Origin of the sequence: Commensalibacter nepenthis, from assembly GCF_029953305.1 — a bacterium.
GTDB lineage: Bacteria > Pseudomonadota > Alphaproteobacteria > Acetobacterales > Acetobacteraceae > Commensalibacter > Commensalibacter nepenthis.
On the sequence record NZ_JASBAN010000001.1, the window covers coordinates 1,862,112 to 1,877,279 of the forward strand.

18 protein-coding genes and 1 pseudogene are annotated in these 15,168 nt (G+C 37.5%); 9 read left to right on the forward strand and 10 right to left on the reverse strand.

The genetic code is table 11. The features are described 5' to 3' along the window. Nucleotides 1-65: 65 nt before the first annotated feature. Nucleotides 66-614: a peroxiredoxin gene (locus QJV33_RS08745; protein WP_281462968.1), complete on the reverse strand. Its 549-nt coding sequence runs from the start codon at nucleotides 612-614 to the stop codon at nucleotides 66-68. Between the two features lie 121 nt (nucleotides 615-735). Between QJV33_RS08745 and QJV33_RS08750 the strand changes: the two genes are divergently transcribed. The 3 genes from QJV33_RS08750 (at nucleotide 736) to QJV33_RS08760 (ending at nucleotide 2,606) form a co-directional block, all read left to right on the forward strand. Further along, on the forward strand, nucleotides 736-1,653 hold the full coding sequence (locus QJV33_RS08750; protein ID WP_281462969.1) for a hydrogen peroxide-inducible genes activator: 918 nt from the start codon (nucleotides 736-738) through the stop codon (nucleotides 1,651-1,653). A gap of 80 nt (nucleotides 1,654-1,733) precedes the next feature. Further along, nucleotides 1,734-1,859 carry a type B 50S ribosomal protein L36 gene (gene ykgO, locus QJV33_RS08755; RefSeq protein ID WP_034336436.1) on the forward strand — a complete coding sequence of 42 codons (126 nt, stop codon included), beginning with the start codon at nucleotides 1,734-1,736 and terminating at the stop codon, nucleotides 1,857-1,859. Nucleotides 1,860-2,012: 153 nt separating this feature from the next. After that, complete coding sequence (locus tag QJV33_RS08760; protein WP_281462970.1) at nucleotides 2,013-2,606, forward strand: DJ-1/PfpI family protein; 594 nt, start codon at nucleotides 2,013-2,015, stop codon at nucleotides 2,604-2,606. 18 nt (nucleotides 2,607-2,624) lie between these two features. Here the strand turns inward: QJV33_RS08760 and QJV33_RS08765 are convergent, their stop codons facing one another. From QJV33_RS08765 to QJV33_RS08780, 4 genes are all read right to left on the reverse strand, one after another. Then, nucleotides 2,625-3,404 carry an OmpA family protein gene (locus QJV33_RS08765; protein WP_281462971.1) on the reverse strand — a complete coding sequence of 260 codons (780 nt, stop codon included), beginning with the start codon at nucleotides 3,402-3,404 and terminating at the stop codon, nucleotides 2,625-2,627. Nucleotides 3,405-3,466: 62 nt separating this feature from the next. Continuing rightward, complete coding sequence (locus QJV33_RS08770) at nucleotides 3,467-4,294, reverse strand: inositol monophosphatase family protein (RefSeq protein WP_281463409.1); 828 nt, start codon at nucleotides 4,292-4,294, stop codon at nucleotides 3,467-3,469. 138 nt (nucleotides 4,295-4,432) lie between these two features. Continuing rightward, nucleotides 4,433-4,999, reverse strand: coding sequence for an elongation factor P (gene efp, locus QJV33_RS08775; RefSeq protein WP_281462972.1), 567 nt, complete (start codon nucleotides 4,997-4,999; stop codon nucleotides 4,433-4,435). A 96-nt stretch (nucleotides 5,000-5,095) separates the two neighbouring features. Then, nucleotides 5,096-6,115, reverse strand: coding sequence for a lysine-2,3-aminomutase-like protein (locus QJV33_RS08780; RefSeq protein ID WP_281462973.1), 1,020 nt, complete (start codon nucleotides 6,113-6,115; stop codon nucleotides 5,096-5,098). A 110-nt stretch (nucleotides 6,116-6,225) separates the two neighbouring features. Between QJV33_RS08780 and epmA the strand changes: the two genes are divergently transcribed. Together epmA and QJV33_RS08790 are read left to right on the forward strand one after the other, a co-directional pair. After that, complete coding sequence (epmA, locus tag QJV33_RS08785; RefSeq protein ID WP_281462974.1) at nucleotides 6,226-7,215, forward strand: EF-P lysine aminoacylase EpmA; 990 nt, start codon at nucleotides 6,226-6,228, stop codon at nucleotides 7,213-7,215. Nucleotides 7,216-7,355: 140 nt separating this feature from the next. Then, entirely contained in the window at nucleotides 7,356-8,090 is a 735-nt protein-coding gene (locus QJV33_RS08790; RefSeq protein WP_281462975.1) for a fasciclin domain-containing protein, read from the forward strand. Between the two features lie 51 nt (nucleotides 8,091-8,141). Here QJV33_RS08790 and thiE read toward each other — a convergent pair whose 3' ends face one another. Next, a complete protein-coding gene (thiE, locus tag QJV33_RS08795; RefSeq protein ID WP_281462976.1) occupies nucleotides 8,142-8,780 on the reverse strand; it encodes a thiamine phosphate synthase in 639 nt (212 codons plus the stop codon). Nucleotides 8,781-8,938: 158 nt separating this feature from the next. Between thiE and QJV33_RS08800 the strand changes: the two are divergent. Beyond that, nucleotides 8,939-9,689 (forward strand): annotated as a pseudogene (locus tag QJV33_RS08800) (IS6 family transposase). Between the two features lie 33 nt (nucleotides 9,690-9,722). Here the strand turns inward: QJV33_RS08800 and QJV33_RS08805 are convergent. Next, nucleotides 9,723-10,127 (reverse strand): hypothetical protein, encoded by a 405-nt coding sequence (locus QJV33_RS08805; protein ID WP_281462977.1) that lies wholly within the window; start codon nucleotides 10,125-10,127, stop codon nucleotides 9,723-9,725. Nucleotides 10,128-10,407: 280 nt separating this feature from the next. On the opposite strand from QJV33_RS08805, the gene QJV33_RS08810 reads away from it, so the two are divergent. Next, on the forward strand, nucleotides 10,408-10,800 hold the full coding sequence (locus QJV33_RS08810) for a hypothetical protein (RefSeq protein ID WP_281462978.1): 393 nt from the start codon (nucleotides 10,408-10,410) through the stop codon (nucleotides 10,798-10,800). On the opposite strand, the gene ruvX is transcribed toward QJV33_RS08810, so the two are convergent. After that, nucleotides 10,787-11,254, reverse strand: a complete 468-nt coding sequence (ruvX, locus tag QJV33_RS08815; RefSeq protein ID WP_281462979.1) for a Holliday junction resolvase RuvX — start codon at nucleotides 11,252-11,254, stop codon at nucleotides 10,787-10,789. The two genes, QJV33_RS08810 and ruvX, sit on opposite strands and share 14 nt — an antisense overlap. A 91-nt stretch (nucleotides 11,255-11,345) precedes the next feature. Between ruvX and QJV33_RS08820 the strand changes: the two genes are divergently transcribed. Continuing rightward, complete coding sequence (locus QJV33_RS08820) at nucleotides 11,346-12,347, forward strand: NAD(P)H-quinone oxidoreductase (protein ID WP_281462980.1); 1,002 nt, start codon at nucleotides 11,346-11,348, stop codon at nucleotides 12,345-12,347. Here QJV33_RS08820 and QJV33_RS08825 read toward each other — a convergent pair. Beyond that, on the reverse strand, nucleotides 12,342-13,007 hold the full coding sequence (locus QJV33_RS08825; protein ID WP_281462981.1) for a DNA-3-methyladenine glycosylase family protein: 666 nt from the start codon (nucleotides 13,005-13,007) through the stop codon (nucleotides 12,342-12,344). The genes QJV33_RS08820 and QJV33_RS08825 overlap by 6 nt on opposite strands. Nucleotides 13,008-13,106: 99 nt before the next feature. On the opposite strand from QJV33_RS08825, the gene QJV33_RS08830 reads away from it, so the two are divergent. Further along, entirely contained in the window at nucleotides 13,107-14,321 is a 1,215-nt protein-coding gene (locus QJV33_RS08830) for an energy transducer TonB (RefSeq protein WP_281462982.1), read from the forward strand. A gap of 26 nt (nucleotides 14,322-14,347) precedes the next feature. Here QJV33_RS08830 and QJV33_RS08835 read toward each other — a convergent pair whose 3' ends face one another. Then, the gene (locus QJV33_RS08835; protein WP_281462983.1) at nucleotides 14,348-15,166 is read right to left on the reverse strand and encodes a TIGR00282 family metallophosphoesterase; all 819 of its coding nucleotides are present in this window, start codon (nucleotides 15,164-15,166) and stop codon (nucleotides 14,348-14,350) included. Nucleotides 15,167-15,168 lie beyond the last annotated feature (2 nt).

A 15,168-nucleotide genomic window follows, 5' to 3' on the forward strand; every position in this document is an offset into this window, starting at 1 on the left:
AATAAGGCCCCTATTACATAATAAGGGCTTTATGATAAGGTTTATTTATAATTTTTTATGTAAAATTATAGAGTTGCTTCACCTTTTTTCCAGCTACATGGGCATAGACCACCATCTTGTAACGCATCAAGAATGCGGATGAATTCAGCTGGATTACGACCAACTGATAAATCATTTGCGCTGACGTGGCGGATTACGCCTGTTGGGTCAACAATAAATGTTGCACGTAGGTTAACACCTGCAGCATAATGTAACACACCAAGTGCGGAAGAAAGCTCGCGTTTATTGTCTGCAAGCATTGGGATTTGAAGGTTTTTCAATTGGTCGTTGTGCAAACGCCAATTTAAATGAACGAAAGCAGAATCAATTGAGAGACCATAAACAGCGGTGTTACGTTCTGTGAATTCTTTGTGTAGATCGCTAAATGCAACGATTTCTGTTGGGCAAATAAAAGTAAAATCCATTGGCCAGAAAAAGAATAGTTTCCATTTTCCACTGTCATCTTTGTTAGAGATGGTTTGGAATTTGCCTTCTGCACCTTGATCCAAGCCTGCTTGTCCAGCAGCAACTGCATCTAAACTAAATGAAGGGAATTGATCGCCAACTGTTAACATTATTATCTCCATATAAAAATAAAAAACGGGAATAGATTACTCTATACTCTATATCTATTTATGGGTATGTATGATTAAATATTCAAATGAATTCTTTTGTAATAAATGATTGAAAAAATCGATGGACATTCTTCCTTCACCACAACAGCTGCGTTATTTGATTGCTCTTTCTGAACAAAGACACTTTGGAAAAGCTGCAAATGTCTGTTCTGTCACACAATCGACATTGTCTGCGGGGATATTAAATCTTGAACGCCAATTTGATGTTGCCATTTTGGATCGAACTGCTGGGAAACGGGTCGTTTTTACACCAATAGGCGAAGAGGTAATTATTCAAGCAAAAGTTGCTTTACAAGGACTAGAATCGGTTCGGGATGTAATCCATTTTGTACAAGAACCTTTTTCATCATCATTAAGATTAGGAATTATTCCAACAGTAGCCCCTTATATATTACCTGATGTTATTCAAAATATACGGCAGAATTATCCTAAATTAACATTAAGTCTTCACGAAGATTTGACAGAAAATCTAATGGAGAAACTTGCCATTGGCCACTTAGATTTATTGGTTATTGCAATGCCTTGTGATTGCAGCGGTGCAGAAACTTTCTTTTTATTTAAAGATGAATTTTTTATCATTATGCCAAAGGGACATCCATTGGAAAAATTTGATCGGGTGCGTTTAGATCAAATAGAAGCCAAAGAAATCATTTCTTTACAAGATGGCCATTGTTTAAAAGATCAAACGTTGGATATGTGTCGACAAGGGCAAAATTTTAAAACAGTTTCAGATTCGCAAAATGACTTTACGGCATCCTCTCTTAAAACAATTATTAATATGGTTGGTATTGGGCTAGGGGTGGCGTTTATTCCAAAAATGGCAATAGAGAGTGAAATTGGCGATCGTTCTGATATTGTGATTCGGCCTTTGGAAGGGAATCCGACATGCAGAACGATTGGTTTGGCTTGGCGAAGGAATTCTTTAAGGGCAAGCGAATTCAAACAATTCGAAAAAGTATTCCAAAATTTAAAAATATAGCCTTAGCATTTGACTTTTTCTTATTTTTCTTTATATAAGAGCTAACTTTCGAATTTATTGCCTTGGGTGGAATTGAAATTATGAAAATTAGAAACAGCTTACGTTCGGCTAAATTGCGTGACAAAGATTGCCGTATCGTTCGTCGTCATGGAAGAGTATATGTTATTAATAAGAAAAACCCGCGTATGAAAGCACGTCAAGGTTAATCTTATTTCTTTACTTATCGGATCGTCCTTTTACAAGGACGTTCTTTTATGAATATGAGTTTAAAAGGCTTCTATTATATATAATAGAAGCCTTTTTTGCGTGGTTATGCTTATAATTAAAATATGAATATTCCAGTTTAGAAGGATTGATAGATGAATATTTATATTCTGTTATTTGATGATTTTCGCACGTTGGATGTTTTTGGCCCAGTTGATGTGTTTGGAGAAGTAGAGGAGTTTACCTTACATTATTGTTCAGTCGCAGAAGGCTTAATTTACAGTTCTCATCACGTTCCAATTATGACGACTGCTATGCCATCTATTTTACCTCCAGATTCTATTATATTTATCCCAGGAGGGATGGGAACACGGTCTTTAGTCCATGATCAATTGTTTATTACTTTCCTTACACAGATTATACCACAGGCATCTTATTGCTTGACGGTGTGCACAGGATCAGCATTGGTTGCAAAAACTGGATTATTAGAAGGCAAAGTGGTTACGTCGAATAAAAATGCGTGGTCTTGGGTGACTTCTATAAATAGTCGAGTTCATTGGCAACATCATGCGCGTTGGTGTGTTGACGGTCGTTTTTATACGTCATCAGGCGTATCTGCTGGGATAGATATGGCACTTGGATTTGTTTCAGATTTATATGGTCAAGAGCGTGCAGTAAAGATCGCAAATTTGATGGAGTATGTATGGAATAGCGAGCCCGATAACGATCCTTTCTGTAAGGCATTATAAAGCATTATTCCACTATACTTAATGTTTTGCTTCTGTGTTTTTTGTTTTATTTACTAAATCTGATCGAATCATTTCTACATGATCGGGGCTGAGGTCTTTGTCTTGAGTTTCTGGTATTCCTTTGGCGAGCAAATATATGCGCGTTGAAGGGATGCCTTGATTAATTAATACTGCACGAATAGCCAACCCACGGTTTAATGCAATACGACGTGGTGTTGATAAATCGTCAGAATTGCCATGGCTGTAGGCATTTAAATAGACTGTAGCTTCAGGATGTTGTTTTAACATATTGGCATAATCCATGATTGCTTTCATCATGGATTCATTTAAATCTACGCTATTTTCACCAAAAATAAGTATTGTATGTTTTGATGTAGCACGTATTTCCCCTTTGGCATCTTTAATAACTTTTGGCATCTCAGGTGGTACAGGGGGATGCAAAGGCACAACAATATTTGCATCTTTGAATACAGGTACAGGAGGCGGTGCAGGCGGGATTGTTGGTGATACAGCAGGTTTAGAATTCGCTTGTGGCTTTGCCTCAACTGGCGCTACTGTAACTTTTTTAGAATTTTTCTCTTTTTGATGTTTTTTCTTATCAGAATGTTTATTTGTTTTTTTTGTTTCTTTGCTTTTGGCTTTATGACTTTCCCCTAAATTGCTTAAAGCTGAGTGATTAACACTGACTTGAGCAATCGTATCTGACGCTGAAAACAGAAATAAAGCAGAAAAAGCAGCAGTTAAAAAAAGTTGATTTCTTTTTTTTAAAATAGAAAAAGGAGATAAAGGAAAAATCATGATATAGCCTAACAACCAACTTTCTTTAAAATAAACTTGCTTAAGAATAATATATCAATTCGTTATTTGTTTGGAGTATTATCCGAGATTATTTCTCTGATCGTAGAAAATAACGCTGCATTGGCGGCAACGGTATCCACAGACATCCCAATATCATTCAATGGGTTCCCTTGAATATCAGAGACATGACCGCCGGCTTCTCTGACTAATATTAATCCCGCAGCAACATCCCAAGGCTTTAATCCTAGCTCCCAAAAGCCTTCATATCGACCAGCAGCCACCCATGCTAAATCCAACGCTGCTGCACCAAAACGGCGTAATCCAGCGATTTGAGGCATTAATGAGCTTACGGTTTGTACGAAACCTTTTCTTTTTTCTTCTGTAGAAATAGCAAAAGGAATTCCTGTTGCAAATACGGCTTGATACATATCTCTTCTTGCAGAAACACGCAGACGGCGCTCATTTAAAAATGCGCCAATCCCTTTTTCAGCCCAGAACATTTCGTTTGCGACTGGATTGTAAACAAGACCCGATACAATTTCAATATCACCATTGTCATTACGTTTTTGTAAAGCAATAGAGATCGCCCAATGTGGAATGCCATGTAAAAAATTGGTGGTACCATCCAAAGGATCAACAATCCAACGCCAGCTCCAATTATCACTGCCAGAATATCCACTTTCTTCCATTAAAAAAGCATATCCAGGACGGGCTTTTTCAAGCTCTGTGCGAATAGTCGATTCGGCTCTCAGATCGGCTTGAGACACGAAATCTCCTGGTCCTTTAACGCTGACTTGAAGCATTTCTACTTCGTTAAAATCTCGCAATAAACAGCGTGCAGCTTTTTGTGCAGCGTTTTGCATTACCATCATATGAGGAGAGAGTCGCATAGCCATAAGCAAAGTTCCTGAATATTATAAGAAAGGGCTTTGTAGAAAATATCAATAAAACAGCAAAAAATGTCTGTTGTATATCTAGTAAACAGACACCTTTATATATGTCAAATAAAATCAAGACCTTAAAAAAACCTAAGATTTAGCTCTTTCAACATAGCTGCCATCTTCGGTTTTAACAACGATTTTTTCTCCAGCTTCAACGAATGGAGGAACCATTGTTTTAACGCCATTAGATAACATTGCTGGTTTATAAGAAGAACTTGCTGTTTGACCTTTGACAACAGGTTCAGCTTCTACAACTTCCAAAGTCACTTGTGCAGGAAGCTCAACAGAAACTGGATCACCTTCAATTAATCTTACGATGACTTTCATATTATCTTGTAAGAAAGGTAATTGTTCACTGAAAATATCTTTATGAAGCAAAAATTGATCGTAAGTTTCTGGATCCATTAACACGATATTATCGCCATCTTCATAAGAATATGTAAATTCTTTATCTTCGGCCATCAGACGCTCGACGGTATCAGCAGTACGCCAACGTTCGTTGGTTTTATTTCCTGTTTTCAAATCGCGCATTTCCACTTGGATAAACGCGCCACCTTTGCCTGGCGTGATAATTTGTTGTTTAAGGACAGACCAGCGACGACCTTCATGTTCAATAACTTGGCCTGCACGAATTTGGTTTGCCTGTTGTTTCATTAGTTCTCTCTAAAAAATAAACGAGTAAAAGCGAGTAAAAGCAAGATGTATAATCTGCAAATTGGAAAAAGGCAAGTTATTCACATCCTTGATTCTTTAAATTTGATGTATTTTCTTATTTGGGTCAAGCACATAATTAGGGGTTTGTGGATTAAAATAATCAGGGCCAAGAGGTACTTTGCCATATCCACCTGGAATATCCAGAATATAAGTCGGCCATGCCAGCCCCGTCACACGTCCACGTAAGGCACTTAATAAGTGTCTGCCTTTGTCAATGGGAACATAAAAACGTGCTGTGCCTGGGGCTTTGTCTAATTGATGCAAATAATAAGGTTTAATACGCCATTCAACGAAATGACGTAATAAAGACTCAAGTGTTTCAACATTATCATTTATATTTTTCAATAAAACAGATTGACTTAATAAAGGAATGCCATTTTTAATTAAGTTTTTTATAGCCTGTTGTGCTGCTGGTGTGAATTCTTTGGGATGATTGGCATGTACTACAACCCATAAGGCTTTATCGGTTTCTAAACTATTAATAAATTCATGGGTCAGTTGGCTGGGAGCAGAAAAAGGAACGCGTGTGTGAAGACGGATGGTTGTAACATGTGGGATTTGATCGAGTTTTTGTATAATAAAACGCATACGACGAGGAGATAAGATCAAAGGATCGCCACCTGATAAGATGACTTCTCGTATTTGCGGATGCTTTTCGATCCATTGTAATGCATTTTCAAGTTGAGTATCGGTTAATAATCCATTTTCAGGTCCTATTTGTTCTCTGCGGAAACAAAAACGACAATAAACAGGACAAATCAGCAACGGTTTTAATAAAACGCGATCTTCATAACGATGGACAATCCCAGGAATAGGCGAAAGCGCTTCATCTCCAATAGGATCATTGAGTTCATCTGGATGGGTAATTAGCTCATCAATATGTGGAATATATTGTAATCCAATCGGATCATCAGGGGATTCAATTAAACCAGCCACTTCCGAAGAGATGGCAATTGTATAAATTTTTGATAATTCATTTAACTGTGTCAAATCTTGTTCTGAAATAAGATCATTTTGTAAAAGGTCATCAACAGTGCGAAGGGTTTTAAGGGTCATAAAAAAACAAGACTTTTGTGTGAATCAAGATACAATTTTGTAAAATTGAAAAAATCGCATATTTAATAGAAAGATGTAAAGTAAATTAAGAGAAATACAAGGACTCTTTAGTGAATAAATTAGATCGTGCCTCTCTTTTTGATCGTTTGCCATTGTTAAAACGAAGACAATTAATGATAAAGGCAATCAGAAGTTTTTTTAATTCTCGGGATTATTTAGAAGTTGAAACGCCTTATTTAGTTCCTGCACCAGGTGAAGAGGTTCATTTGGAACCTTTTGGTTCAGTATATGAAACGCCCCAAGGTGAAAAGAGAAATGTATTTTTACATACCAGTCCTGAATTTGCCATGAAAAGGATTGTTGCCGAACTACATCAACCTGTTTATCAATTGGCAAGAGTATGGCGTAATAAAGAAGGTGGGTCGACGCATTCCCCTGAATTTACCATGTTGGAATGGTATCGTCCTCATTGTTCTATGGTTGAATTGATGAATGAAACAGAGAAATTATGTAAAATTTTGTTTCCTCAACGAATAGAATATTCCAATCACGCCATTCGTTTTGATGTGCCATTTGAACGGTTGACGATACAACAGGCTTTTCAAAAATATGTTGGGATTGATATTTTGTCTTTACCCGACGATCCTCAATTATTCGCACAGGCGGCGGGATGTCAACTACGTTTGGGTGAAACATGGGAGGATTTGTTCTTTCGATTGTTGCTAGAAAAAATTGAACCGAATATTGGAAGGGATCGCCCGACTTTTTTAACCCATTGGCCTGTGAAGCAAGCGGCTTTGGCAAAAATAGATTCGAAAAATCAAAAAGTTGCTTTGCGTTTTGAGCTTTATGCTGGTGGATTGGAGTTGGCTAATGCTTTTGAAGAATTAACCGACCCCATAGAGCAACGCCAACGGTTTCTTATGGATCGGCAACAACGTGCAAGATTATATCCTAAAGCTGCAACATGGGAGATAGACGAAGATTTTTTAAATGCATTGTCCAAGATGCCGTCTTGTTCAGGGATTGCGATGGGGGTTGATCGATTGGTGATGCTTGCAACAGGGGTTAAAAATATTCGTGATATTTTATGGATATAAAATAAAATATATTACCAAATTACTAAATATCTTTAGAAAAACAGAATAGAGAGCTTGTCGAAATGTTTAAGAAAAGATAAAACCTAGAGACAAGAATGATTTAATTCATTTCAACGGTTCTGTAAGGGAATAAAAAGATTATGTCGCCATTCAAAGCACAAAAACTTGCTGTTATTGTTCACAAAAGAAAATCCATCATTGGAACGCTTTTAGGAATGGCAGGCTTGCTTGCTGTGGCTGGATGTGGTGGTGTGCCAGAACATGAACGCGAATGTCAATGGCAAGGAACACCATCTTGGTATTGTCGCCATACTGCCAAAAAAGATACTTATTTTGTCAGAGGTAATACACAGTCTTATTTCATCCCTGTTTATACAGGTGCCAAAGAATTCCCTGTGCCAGATATGCCCGTTTATACAGATGAGACAATCGATCAAACATTGCGTGCTTCGATCGTGTTAACAGATTACAAAGAGGCTTTGAGAAAAACAGAACTATTAGCTTTGGTTGAACGTCAAGGACCTTATACTGTTTTTGCTGTTCCAAATCATCCTATGGAACATCCTTCTTTTGCTATTGAAGGTTCATTGATGGATGTTCAAAATGAAAATCTGTTAAAACAATTAATGGGTTACACCATTGTTTTGGGGGATTACCCACCTGAAAAACTTAGAAAATTAGCATTAAAAAATGGTGGGTCTGTTGAGTTAACAACATTTTATAATGAAAAATTGATTGTATCTATTAATCCTGAAACAGGTGAATTCGTCACTAAAAACAAAGCAGGTCAGATAAATAAAATTTGGGTCAATGGTATTCCCCAAGCAAATGGCACTTTATATGTCAGCCAAGGTCTGTTAAATTTTGTTAAATAATTAAAAATCAGTTTATTCTGTGAATAAAGAAATATTCACAGAATAAACTGATTATTTTTCTTCTTTAGCTTCCTCGATTGCTTTTAATAGACTTTGGACACCTTTTGCTGGCCCGTCAACATGCCTCCAAACTGCACCAATAACGGACAAGAAATCAGCCCCAGCTTTGACCAATGGTTTACAATTTTCTGCCGTAATTCCACCAATCGCAACAACAGGCAGCTCCATCATTTCTGACCACCAACTTAGTAATTCAATGGGAGCCCTGACATCTGTATCTTTGGATATTGTTGGAAAGAAAGCACCAAATGCAATATAGTCTGCTCCTTTTTCTCCTGCTTTCATTGCCATATCTCGGCTGTCATAGCAGGAAACGCCTAATTGCAAATCATTTCCTAGTTGTGATCTTGCCTGTTCGATTAGGGTATCTTCCATACCAACATGTGCACCGTCGCAGCCATATTCCTTTGCCAAATCAGGACGATCATTCAAAATAAAAGCGACATTTCGATCTTGGACAATGGGTTGTAAAATATCGATTGCTTTGCGAATTTCATCATCTGAAACATCTTTTAGTCTTAATTGAACGGCTGCAACAGGACCTGCATCCAGTGCTTCGATAAGCAAGGGTTTAAATTGTAAAGGATCAAGAGAGGAAGGGGTAATTAGATAAAGTTCACAAGAATTCATTGTTTGTCTCAAATATGTTGAATTTTGTGATTAGAATAACATTAAGAGGCATAGGTTACTATAGAAGAGTATATCTAGTTGGGTCTTGTCGCAAATTTAATTATGTATTTTAGTATAATATAGAAATGGAGTGAGTATTTATATTTTAGGAACGATTTATGTCTATTGGTATCTATAGCAAGCTTATATTAAGATCTAGGGATGATTTTAAAGGTCGTCATTTTAATGGATTGATGATTATCCAAGTGGTAAACTGGTATTTACGCTATTGTCTTAGCTATCGAGACATTGAGGAATTGTTTTTAGAGCGTGGAGTAAGCGTTGATCATAGCACGTTAAATCGTTGGATATTACGCTATGCACCACTATTAGAAAAACGTTTGAGAAGCTATAGAAAACCTCATTGTGGTGAGGGTGAGGATTGATGAAACCTATATCAAAGTAAAAGGTCAGTGGAAGTATCTATATAGAGCCATTGATAAGAATGGAACTGCTATTGATTTCTTATTAACAGCTAAAAGAAATATCAAAGCAGCACAACGTTTCTTTAGAAAGGCGTTTAAAGAAGATGGTCTATTCGCACCCACTCATATTGGAACAGATAAAGCATTACCGTTTCCAAAAACCATACAGACCATGAAGAATGAGCATATCCTTGCCAATCACTGCGTTCATGAAACAAGAAAGTCCTTACAACAGGGAATAGAAAATGATCATTTTAGAGTAAAGAGAATTATCCCAAAGAATGGTTGCTTTCAGTTTTTTCATACCGCAAGGAAAACACTCAAAGGATATGAGGCCATTCTCTGGATTAAAAAAGGACTGGGTTTTAAAGGAAAATGGACAATCAACGAACAAATAAAACTCATTCAAAGCATATTCGGTCTAAATAATAATATACCCGTCTAAATTAGCTAGCTTTATGGCTAATCACAGCACCATTCAATATTTGCGACAAGACCATTTCAAGCCTTTTAGCGCTTTACGTAAATCTTGCTTTCGCTCTTGAGACGTCCGAGGGTCAGCTTTATCATTCAAAGGACAACAAACAATTGCTTTTGCTTTGATATTGGTTGCTACTTGTGCCAATTTGATGACTTGTTGCTCTCTTTCAGTATTCCATATATCAAAAGGATAAAGAGCATTAATGGTTAAAATACTGATATTATGTTTTTGGCATTTGGAAACGATGAACGAATGCTCTGATTTATCGAAAATATCTATCCCTTGCAAATCATTACGCACTTCAATCGCGTCAATATTCAATGATATACATAATTTTAAATACTCATCCAATGATAGTTTAGGTGCAACAATACGATTCAAAGCAAATTTAGGAAATGTCATAAATTCACCCTTTCAAACAAGATTGTTTCGATAGAATAAAATTTTTTTATTGTTATAAAATTCACACCAGTGTGTTGTTGTATAATTAAAATATATGATTTTTTTATCAGTCAAACCTCTTTAATTAATTATATCGCTTTCACTCTAACCTTCCCCTTATCTTTTTCTCGATAAAAAGGTAGTATATCGTCCTAGCGATTTCGTCTTTCATAAAACCATTCACAATAATCATATTCTAACAAGATTTTTTCTTATACTATTTGTATCACGTTCAACATAAATGATTTCAATTACAATGATTTTTCATCGCTCTATTTACAAACCCACAACGCTTCTTGTTTTATGTAGTTTATTAATCGCATGCAGCCAGTCTCATAAAAACTTAACAACCATAGAAAAAGTGCAAAATAGCTATAATGATGCAGTCACGCTTAATCAAGATTATGTAAAAGGGAATTATGGACAACCTGATCCAGCATCCCTGACTCGTCTGAAACGATATCGCTATGAAGCCTATCAAGCGTTAATGCAATTCAGGCAAGAATTTGATAAAAACAAACCTCTCCCCAAAGCATCTTTACAAAATGCTCAATTAAAAATTGATCAATATGTTTCTTACCTTAATACTTTGGGGGCAACATCAGCGACCAAAAATACCCTTACTGGTTTTTAGACGCATCAAGGGCAGCTTGCAATGTGTAGCTTGCTGCCATTTTATCCACCACAGCATTGCGTTTTTTACGACTTAAATCTGCTTCTTCGATTAAAAAACGATTCACCGCACTGCTGGACAATCGTTCATCCCATAAACATGCTGGCAATTGGCTCGTATTGGATACCGCTATTATCCAATCCCTCGCCGCTTGAGCGGCAGGACCAAAATCGCCATCTAAGGAAAGTGGTAACCCACAAATTAATCCTCCCACTTGCTCTTTTTGCGCCAATTCTTGTAAATATCGAGCAAAAACAGATACTTTTCCACGCTTGACCGTTGCATAAGGAGAGGCCAGCATTAATGATACATCAGATAAAGCCAATCCAATTTGTTTTGATCCTGGATCAATACCCAATATTCGATATCCTTTGGGAAGCTGGTGTATTAATTCATAAGGGCTTGCATACAGCATTTTATTTACCTACGATAAAAATCTTATTCACTTCATTCACTATTTTAAAACGCCTAAGATTTATAATATTTTCTTCAAAAGGTAAAATGACATGAACACGCAACAGATGAAAGCTATTATTGTTCAAAATCCAGGTGGTCCAGAAGAACTTACTCTCAGCACCTTACCTATTCCAACTTGTAAAGAAGGAGAAATTTTAGTTCGTGTTTTAGCAGCGGGCGTTAATCGCCCAGACATTATGCAACGCAAAGGATTATATTTACCCCCAGAAGGAGCCAGCCCGTTACTGGGGCTAGAAATTGCGGGTGAAGTGGTGTCTGCGCCATCAGCTTCGATTTTTAGTCCAGGCGATCATGTTTGTGCATTAACAAATGGGGGTGGATATGCTGAATATTGCGCCGTTCCTGAACAACAATGTCTCCCATGGCCAAAAGATTTTACAGTATATGAAGCCGCTGCCTTATCTGAGACTTTTTTTACCGTTTGGACAAATCTATTTGAAATAGGAAAATTAACCGCTGGGGAAACAGTCCTGATTCATGGTGGAAGTGGTGGTGTTGGCACAGCAGCCATTCAACTGGCCAGTAATTTTGGAGCCACCGTTTACACCACTGTTGGCAGCCAAGAAAAAGGTGAACTATGCAAAAAATTAGGCGCTACGGATTATATTGATTATACCAAAGAGGACTTTGTCCAACGTATTCATGACTTCACCAATAAACAAGGGGTTCATATCATTCTTGATATTATGGCCGCAGCTTATTTAAACCAAAATATCAATGTTTTAAGAGAAGATGGGCGTTTGATTATCATTTCTTTTCAAGGCGGTATCAAAGCCAATGATGTTAATTTGGCAAAAATTGTAACCAAGAGGCTAACTCTAAGTGGCAGTACCTTACGCCCACGTTCAAATGATTTCAAAGGACATATTGCCAAAGAACTTTATCATCATGTATGGCCTTTACTTTCCGCACGTAAAATATCCCCTTTAATCCATAAAATTTTTCCATTAACTGAAGTACGACAAGCTCATAAAATTATGGAAGCAGGACAACATAGTGGTAAAATGATTCTTGATTTATCCAATTTATAAGGTCAGTGGATTTTGCTTATTTTGTGGTTTATTCTGTTCAACGGCTCGCCATAAAAACCAAGCCCCAATAGATCGATAAGGACTCCAAGAAGAAGTTTTTTCTTTGAGTTCTTTTGGTTTGGGTTGTTCGGATAATTTTTTACAAATCCTCCATCCTTCTCGAATACCAAAATCATGAACAGGCATTACATCCAAACGCCCCAATGTGAAAATCAATAACATTTCTACAGTCCATATCCCCACCCCTGGCAGTTGAGTTAATAACTCTATTAATGCTTGATCTGTCATTGCCTGAGCTTGATCGTAAGAAGGGACATGCCCCTCTATGGTTGCTCTAGCTAATTGTTGTAAAGTTGCGACTTTACGAAAAGAAAAGCCACAAGCTCGTAATTCTGTTTCTGTATAAGTTAATAATTGTTTTGCAGTTGGAAGCTGACCATTATTTAGCAATTTTAAGCGATTTAAAATGGCTGTAACTGCCTTTGCATGAAGTTGCTGCCCAGCAATAGCTTCCAGCAATCCAAAATAAGGTTCTTGCTTGCCTTTAATCTGTAATCTGCATGTTTTTTCTTTTTGAATAACCAAAGCAAGATCTTGATCTATTGAAGATAGAAAATATGTCGCTTGTTGTATATTTTTTTGCCAATTCTCCGTAAACATATTTTTTCCTATTGCGTTTTTTAAAAGAAAATACAAATATCAAAAAAACATATTACACAATATTATCAAAAACAAACACAGGCGAAGATCAACAAACGAATGACACAAAGCAACAGCCCTTTGAATCAAAAAGAACTCATGGCATCCTCCCATGATCGTTTTGTTGGGTCTGTTGTGCCTGCACCTGTGAATAATGAAAAAATTCTTAGGGGTTTTCCCTTATTACGCAAAGAGCCTTACACAGAGACAAATTCTTTTGATAAAACCATAAAACAATCAAACCAAACACAAAAGAACGGTTTCAATCAAAATACAAGACAGAATGTTACACTATCAACCAAATTACCCATTAACTATAATAAAAACTCCGCTTTGCTTTATACAAGTAAATCGGATCAGCATTCTTTTATTTTTTACATTGCTGGATCAATTATTATTCACGGATTGCTGGTAATCAGTCTCTATCTTGCCACCTTAAAATTTCCACATCAACCTATGGGAAATAGTAGCGAAGGGCAGCCCGTTGATGTTGTTTTCACACCCACCCCAACAGGATCAAGCGGATTAACAGGTGACGGAATAAGTGGTGAAGAAGGAGAAAGCGCCCCACCACCCACGGCATTGCCAGAAGTTTCACCACCACCTGCCCCCGAACAAACCGTAACTGCACCAGAACCTCAAACGGAAGAGCTGCCCCGAGATATTGGTGAAACACCAATGCCGATCCCACAACAGCAAAAACAAACGCCAACGAAACAACCTACTAAAAATCACCAATATACTTATCGATATACACCGCCACGCCAACAACAACGCAGGCGACAACCTGTTCCTGAGCAGCCCAATAATCCTTTTGCGAATATGCAAACCCTTGATTTCAGTGAAAACCCAAATAAATCAAAACGTAAAGCAGCAACGCGCCGATTACCCCAAGGCTCTCGTTCAGGCATGGATATGTCCACTGGTCCTTTGGTTAAAAATGGCAAAATTAATGTTCCTTATGCTGCTAAAATCAATATAAAGGGGGTCAGTGATGATTATGGAGATGCCATTAATGCATGGATAAGACAACATTTATATTATCCACCCGAAGCCGCCCAAAATGGTGAAGATGGCAGTGCCTCTGTTCATGTTGCTTTAAACAGAGATGGATATGTATTATCTGTCAGCTTAACCAACTCTTCAGGATCGGAGGCATTAGATTCCGCCATAACAGGAATGTTTAGGGGCGCAAAGCTTCCCAAAATCCCTCCTGATCTTCCCGATCATTTTGAGCTTGATTTAACCATTAATTACATCTTATTACGACATTAATTCGCACATCTAATAAGGTAAGCGGATTAGTCCCATTTTGGCATAATCGGATCTAAATCGCCTTTTAAACGAATAGGGGATATTCTTTTCGCAAGCCCTGTTCTGTCATCTGTTTCCACAATTAACCCACATAATGTGGCTACCCCTGCAGCAGGGCTTAACCGCATTCCTGGCATTTTCGTGACAAACCGATAAATTGCAGCTTCTTTTTGCATTCCAATCACACTATTATAATCGCCGCACATCCCCGCATCCGTTTGAAAAGCCGTTCCCGAAGGTAAAATACGATAATCAGCTGTAGGGATATGTGTATGTGTTCCAATCACCATTGAAACACGTCCATCAAAATAATGTGCCATCCCTGCTTTTTCACTGGTTGCCTCGGCATGAATATCAATCAAAATAGCATGCACATCAATCCCAAAGCGATATTTTGAAATAAGTTCGTCAATCATCCGAAATGGGTCGTCCAAGGGTTCCATAAATAAACGACCCATGGCATTAATCACTAAGAGCTTCTTACTATTCGGCAGCATATGGATATAATGTCCAGCCCCAGGCGTTTTGGGTGGATAATTCAAAGGGCGAATTACTTTAGGATTTTCACGAATATAAGGGATAATATCTTTGCGATCCCAGCTGTGATTACCCAGCGTAATGACATCAACACCTGCTTTAAATAACTCTTCTGCAATTGCGGGGGATAAACCAAAACCATGACTGGCATTCTCTGCATTCACAACCACTGCATCAATGGATAATTTACTTTTTAATGCTGGCAATTCTTGCATGACCACTTCTCTACCACTGCGACCAACAATATCCCCTAAAAAAACAATACGCACAA

What these genes read in the sequence shown, in the direction of transcription:
- QJV33_RS08745 (WP_281462968.1), bottom strand. Translation starts at nt 614, where the DNA reads ATGTTAACAGTTGGCGATCAATTCCCTTCATTTAGTTTAGATGCAGTT.
- QJV33_RS08750 (WP_281462969.1), top strand. Translation starts at nt 736, where the DNA reads ATGGACATTCTTCCTTCACCACAACAGCTGCGTTATTTGATTGCTCTT.
- ykgO (WP_034336436.1), top strand. Translation starts at nt 1,734, where the DNA reads ATGAAAATTAGAAACAGCTTACGTTCGGCTAAATTGCGTGACAAAGAT.
- QJV33_RS08760 (WP_281462970.1), top strand. Translation starts at nt 2,013, where the DNA reads ATGAATATTTATATTCTGTTATTTGATGATTTTCGCACGTTGGATGTT.
- QJV33_RS08765 (WP_281462971.1), bottom strand. Translation starts at nt 3,404, where the DNA reads ATGATTTTTCCTTTATCTCCTTTTTCTATTTTAAAAAAAAGAAATCAA.
- QJV33_RS08770 (WP_281463409.1), bottom strand. Translation starts at nt 4,294, where the DNA reads ATGCGACTCTCTCCTCATATGATGGTAATGCAAAACGCTGCACAAAAA.
- efp (WP_281462972.1), bottom strand. Translation starts at nt 4,999, where the DNA reads ATGAAACAACAGGCAAACCAAATTCGTGCAGGCCAAGTTATTGAACAT.
- QJV33_RS08780 (WP_281462973.1), bottom strand. Translation starts at nt 6,115, where the DNA reads ATGACCCTTAAAACCCTTCGCACTGTTGATGACCTTTTACAAAATGAT.
- QJV33_RS08790 (WP_281462975.1), top strand. Translation starts at nt 7,356, where the DNA reads ATGTCGCCATTCAAAGCACAAAAACTTGCTGTTATTGTTCACAAAAGA.
- thiE (WP_281462976.1), bottom strand. Translation starts at nt 8,780, where the DNA reads ATGAATTCTTGTGAACTTTATCTAATTACCCCTTCCTCTCTTGATCCT.
- QJV33_RS08805 (WP_281462977.1), bottom strand. Translation starts at nt 10,127, where the DNA reads ATGACATTTCCTAAATTTGCTTTGAATCGTATTGTTGCACCTAAACTA.
- QJV33_RS08810 (WP_281462978.1), top strand. Translation starts at nt 10,408, where the DNA reads ATGATTTCAATTACAATGATTTTTCATCGCTCTATTTACAAACCCACA.
- ruvX (WP_281462979.1), bottom strand. Translation starts at nt 11,254, where the DNA reads ATGCTGTATGCAAGCCCTTATGAATTAATACACCAGCTTCCCAAAGGA.
- QJV33_RS08820 (WP_281462980.1), top strand. Translation starts at nt 11,346, where the DNA reads ATGAACACGCAACAGATGAAAGCTATTATTGTTCAAAATCCAGGTGGT.
- QJV33_RS08825 (WP_281462981.1), bottom strand. Translation starts at nt 13,007, where the DNA reads ATGTTTACGGAGAATTGGCAAAAAAATATACAACAAGCGACATATTTT.
- QJV33_RS08830 (WP_281462982.1), top strand. Translation starts at nt 13,107, where the DNA reads ATGACACAAAGCAACAGCCCTTTGAATCAAAAAGAACTCATGGCATCC.